The sequence below is a fragment of the Thermococcus sp. genome (assembly GCF_027012695.1).
In the GTDB taxonomy this organism is placed as follows: domain Archaea; phylum Methanobacteriota_B; class Thermococci; order Thermococcales; family Thermococcaceae; genus Thermococcus.
In genome coordinates this window covers 1-3,824 of the sequence record NZ_JALUYR010000051.1, presented here as the reverse complement: position 1 = coordinate 3,824, position 3,824 = coordinate 1, and the positions used below count along the sequence as shown (strand labels likewise).

The 3,824-nt window shown below is 55.2% G+C and carries 4 protein-coding genes; 2 read left to right on the top strand and 2 right to left on the bottom strand.

Features of this window, described 5'->3' with window-relative positions:
- Window positions 1–134: 134 nt before the first annotated feature.
- A complete protein-coding gene (locus MV985_RS04060) occupies window positions 135–1,352 on the top strand; it encodes a methionine adenosyltransferase (protein ID WP_297463259.1) in 1,218 nt (405 codons plus the stop codon).
- 35 nt (window positions 1,353–1,387) lie between these two features.
- Here MV985_RS04060 and MV985_RS04055 read toward each other — a convergent pair whose 3' ends face one another.
- Complete coding sequence (locus MV985_RS04055; RefSeq protein WP_297463252.1) at window positions 1,388–1,609, bottom strand: hypothetical protein; 222 nt, start codon at window positions 1,607–1,609, stop codon at window positions 1,388–1,390.
- A gap of 125 nt (window positions 1,610–1,734) precedes the next feature.
- Here MV985_RS04055 and MV985_RS04050 point away from each other — a divergent pair, with 125 nt between their 5' ends.
- Complete coding sequence (locus tag MV985_RS04050; RefSeq protein WP_297463246.1) at window positions 1,735–2,391, top strand: metallophosphoesterase; 657 nt, start codon at window positions 1,735–1,737, stop codon at window positions 2,389–2,391.
- Window position 2,392: 1 nt separating this feature from the next.
- Here the strand turns inward: MV985_RS04050 and MV985_RS04045 are convergent, their stop codons facing one another.
- Window positions 2,393–3,562, bottom strand: coding sequence for a pyridoxal phosphate-dependent aminotransferase (locus MV985_RS04045; protein WP_297463249.1), 1,170 nt, complete (start codon window positions 3,560–3,562; stop codon window positions 2,393–2,395).
- Window positions 3,563–3,824: the final 262 nt, after the last annotated feature.

The following is a 3,824-nucleotide window of genomic DNA, read 5'->3' as shown; positions in this document are numbered from 1 at the left end:
TCCATCGGATTCTTTCCTGAGTTTTTAATGCTTTTCCGTCATAACTATCAGGAATATCCAGTTCGGGATTTCATGCCGAAAATTATATAAGAGTACCGACTGACCCGGCTCTGCCCGGAAAGGTGGTGAAGATCATGGCGGAGAAGGTTAGGAACATCGTTGTGGAAGAGCTGGTAAGGACTCCAGTTGAGATGCAGAAGGTTGAGCTCGTCGAGAGAAAGGGTATAGGCCACCCGGACAGCATAGCCGATGGCATTGCCGAGGCAGTCAGCAGGGCCCTCAGCAGGGAGTACATCAGGAGATACGGCATAATCCTCCACCACAACACCGACCAGGTCGAGGTCGTTGGGGGCAGGGCATATCCCCAGTTCGGTGGCGGCGAGGTCATAAAGCCCATCTATATCCTCCTCTCGGGCAGGGCCGTTGAGATGGTTGATAGGGAGTTCTTCCCGGTTCACGAGGTCGCTATAAAGGCGGCCAAGGACTACCTCAGAAAGGCCGTCAGGCACCTCGATGTAGAGAATCACGTCATAGTGGATTCGCGCATCGGACAGGGCAGCGTTGACCTCGTTGGTGTCTTCAACAAGGCCAGGGAGAACCCGATTCCCCTCGCCAACGACACCAGCTTTGGAGTTGGCTACGCCCCCCTCAGCGAGACCGAGAGGATAGTCCTCGAGACTGAAAGGCTCCTCAACAGCGACGAATTCAAGAGGAAGTATCCCGCTGTCGGCGAGGACATCAAGGTCATGGGCCTCAGGAAGGGGGAGGAGATAGACATAACCATCGCCGCGGCAATAGTCGACAGCGAGGTCCAGAACCCCGAGGAGTATGTGGCCGTTAAGGAGGCCATCCACGAGGCGGCAAGGGAAGTGGCCGGGGCCCACACCGAGAGGAAGGTCAACATCTACGTCAACACCGCCGATGATCCGGAGAAGGACATATACTACATCACCGTCACCGGAACGAGTGCCGAGGCCGGAGACGACGGTTCCGTTGGCAGGGGCAACCGCGTTAACGGCCTCATCACCCCGAACAGGCACATGAGCATGGAAGCGGCAGCCGGAAAGAACCCCGTTTCCCACGTCGGAAAAATATACAACATCCTCTCGATGCTCATCGCCAGCGACATCGCCGAGAAGGTTGAGGGGGTCGAGGAGGTCTACGTCAGGATCCTGAGCCAGATAGGAAAGCCAATCGACGAGCCACTCGTCGCGAGCATTCAGATAATCCCGAAGAAGGGCTACTCAATCGACGCCCTCCAGAGGCCGGCACACGAGATTGCCGACGAGTGGCTGGCCAACATAACCCGGGTTCAGAAGCTCATCCTCGAGGACAGGATAAACGTCTTCTGATTCCTATCTTTTTTTACCCTGAGAAAATTTGGGGATCAGAAGCCCGGCGAGGGATTCTGCCGGAGAACCCTTATGAGCCTGGCCTCCTCAAAGGCGAGGGCTATTCTTTCCCTCTTGATCTTCGCCAGCTGGCTCGCACTGGCCTTCTTCTGGCGGACGAGTCTCACGAGCCTGGCCTCCTCTATCGCCAGGAGCTCCTTCCTCTTCTTAACCACTTCGAGCCTCTTCCTGAGGAGGGTGGATTTCAACCTCTCCATACCCGTCACCCAGTGTTTAGGGATCCCTAAACCTTATAAGGTTTTCGGTGAACGTTAAAGCTCACTTCGACAATCGGCGAAGTAAACTTTAAGCGCCCCGCACCCTCAGTGGATTGGTGGTTTCGATGGAGGTTGTGGCCATCACGGACGTGCACGGAAGGGTTGAAAAGGTTCGAAAGCTCACGGGCATCCTGGCCGGGCGCCGCCCGGACCTGATCCTCATCGCGGGGGACATAACACACTTCTCAGGCTGGGAGGTGGCCAGAAAAGTCCTCGAGCCAGTCCTCAGCCTGGGCGTTCCGGTGTTAGCGGTTCACGGCAACTGCGACGGCAGGGACGTTCCCAAACTGCTCGAAGAACTCGGCATCGGCCTTCACGACAAGAGGGTTGAAATCAACGGCGTCGGCTTCATCGGCCTTGGTGGCTCAAACATAACCCCGTTCAATACCATCTGGGAGCTCACCGAGGACGAAATTATGAAAATCCTCGAGCGGAACTACCGCCCCGGAGATGTTATTCTCTCCCACGTTCCTCCGAGGGACACCAAAGCCGATAGAATCCATTCGGGCCTCCATGTTGGAAGCAAAGCTCTGAGGGAGTTCATTGAGAGGAACCAGCCACCCCTAGTTGTCACAGGGCACATACACGAGGCGAGGAGCGTTGACAGGGTCGGAAAAACGGTCATCGTTAATCCCGGCCCGCTTTTCAGGGGTTACTACGCCGTTATCGAGCTCGATGAGGCGACAAAAAAGGTGGAAAACGTGGAGCTCGGGGAACTATAACTCAGACCAGCTTTTTCTCCTTCAAAACTTTCTCCATTCTGTCCATAGCTTCCTCGAGCTTCTCGTAGGCCGTTGCATAGCTTATCCTGATGTAGCCCTCACCGGCCTTTCCGAAGGCCGAACCCGGAACGACGGCAACTTTAGCTTCCTTAAGCATCATCTCGCTGAACTCCTTGTCTGTGAGGCCGGTGTCTTTAATGCGCGGGAAGATGTAGAAGGCTCCCTTCGGTTTAACGGTCGGCAGGCCCATCTCGTTCAGCCTCTTCCAGACGAGGTTCCTCCTTCTGTCGTATTCTTTTCTCATCTCCTCCACGGCCTTCCAGCTCCTCTCGTCTTCAAGGGCTTTCGCCGCGGCGTACTGGACGAAGGTGACGGGGCAGGTTGCGTTGTACATCTGGAAGCGGGTCATCTTCTCGATAATCCACGATGGGGCCGCTACAAAGCCGAGGCGCCAGCCGGTCATGGCGAATGTCTTCGAGAAGCCGTTTATCGTTATCGTCCTCTTGAACATACCGTCGAGCGAAGCGATGCTGTGGTTCTTAACGCCGTCGTAGACGAAGTGCTCGTAGACCTCGTCGCTTAACACTATGAGGTCGTGCTCAACCGCGAAGTCCTCTATCTCCTCCAGGTCCTTCCTGGTGAGGACGGCTCCCGTCGGGTTGTTGGGGGTGTTTATGATGAGCGCGCGGGTCTTGTCAGTGACGTTCTTTTCAAGGTCGTCAACGCTCAGGCGGAACTCGTTTTCTTCGTATGTTGGCACCTCAACGGCCTTCCCGCCCGCGAGGATGACCGCTGGAGCGTAACTCACGAACATGGGTGAGGGAATGAGAACCTCTTCCCCGTCCTTCAGAAAGGTTGCCAGCCCCATGAGGAAGGCCTGGTTTGCCCCGACGAGAACCATTATCTCGCTCTTCGGGTCCGCCTCGATGCCGTTCTGCTTCTTGAGCTTTCTCGCTATGGCCTTACGGAGCATCGGAAGGCCCGCGTTCGGGCCGTAGTGGGTATAGCCTTTATCGAGGGCTTCCTTGGCGTACTCCTTTATATGCTCCGGCGTGTCGAAATCCGGTTCTCCAATTCCGAGTGAAATCACATCCTTCATCCCCGCGGCCAAATCGAAGAGCTTCCTTATCTCAGAAGGGTTAACCAGCTCAAGTCTGTCGCTCAGCGCCATGAACATCACCGCCATCCCTTCGCGATGATGCTTATAACGTTACCTCATCGGATAGATGTCAATTAAAGCGCAAAAATATGCATCAGAAACCATTAAACAACACATCCACTCAGAACAAATCCTCCCTTTTCGCATTCCCGGGTCTTTTATTGCGGGGGGACGTTCCATCTCCATCCCCTCAAAATAACTCCCCCTTCATCATAACTTCACGCTGAACGCCTTTACCCCGGAGCTTCCAATTCTCCTGGAGTCTTATTGCAAC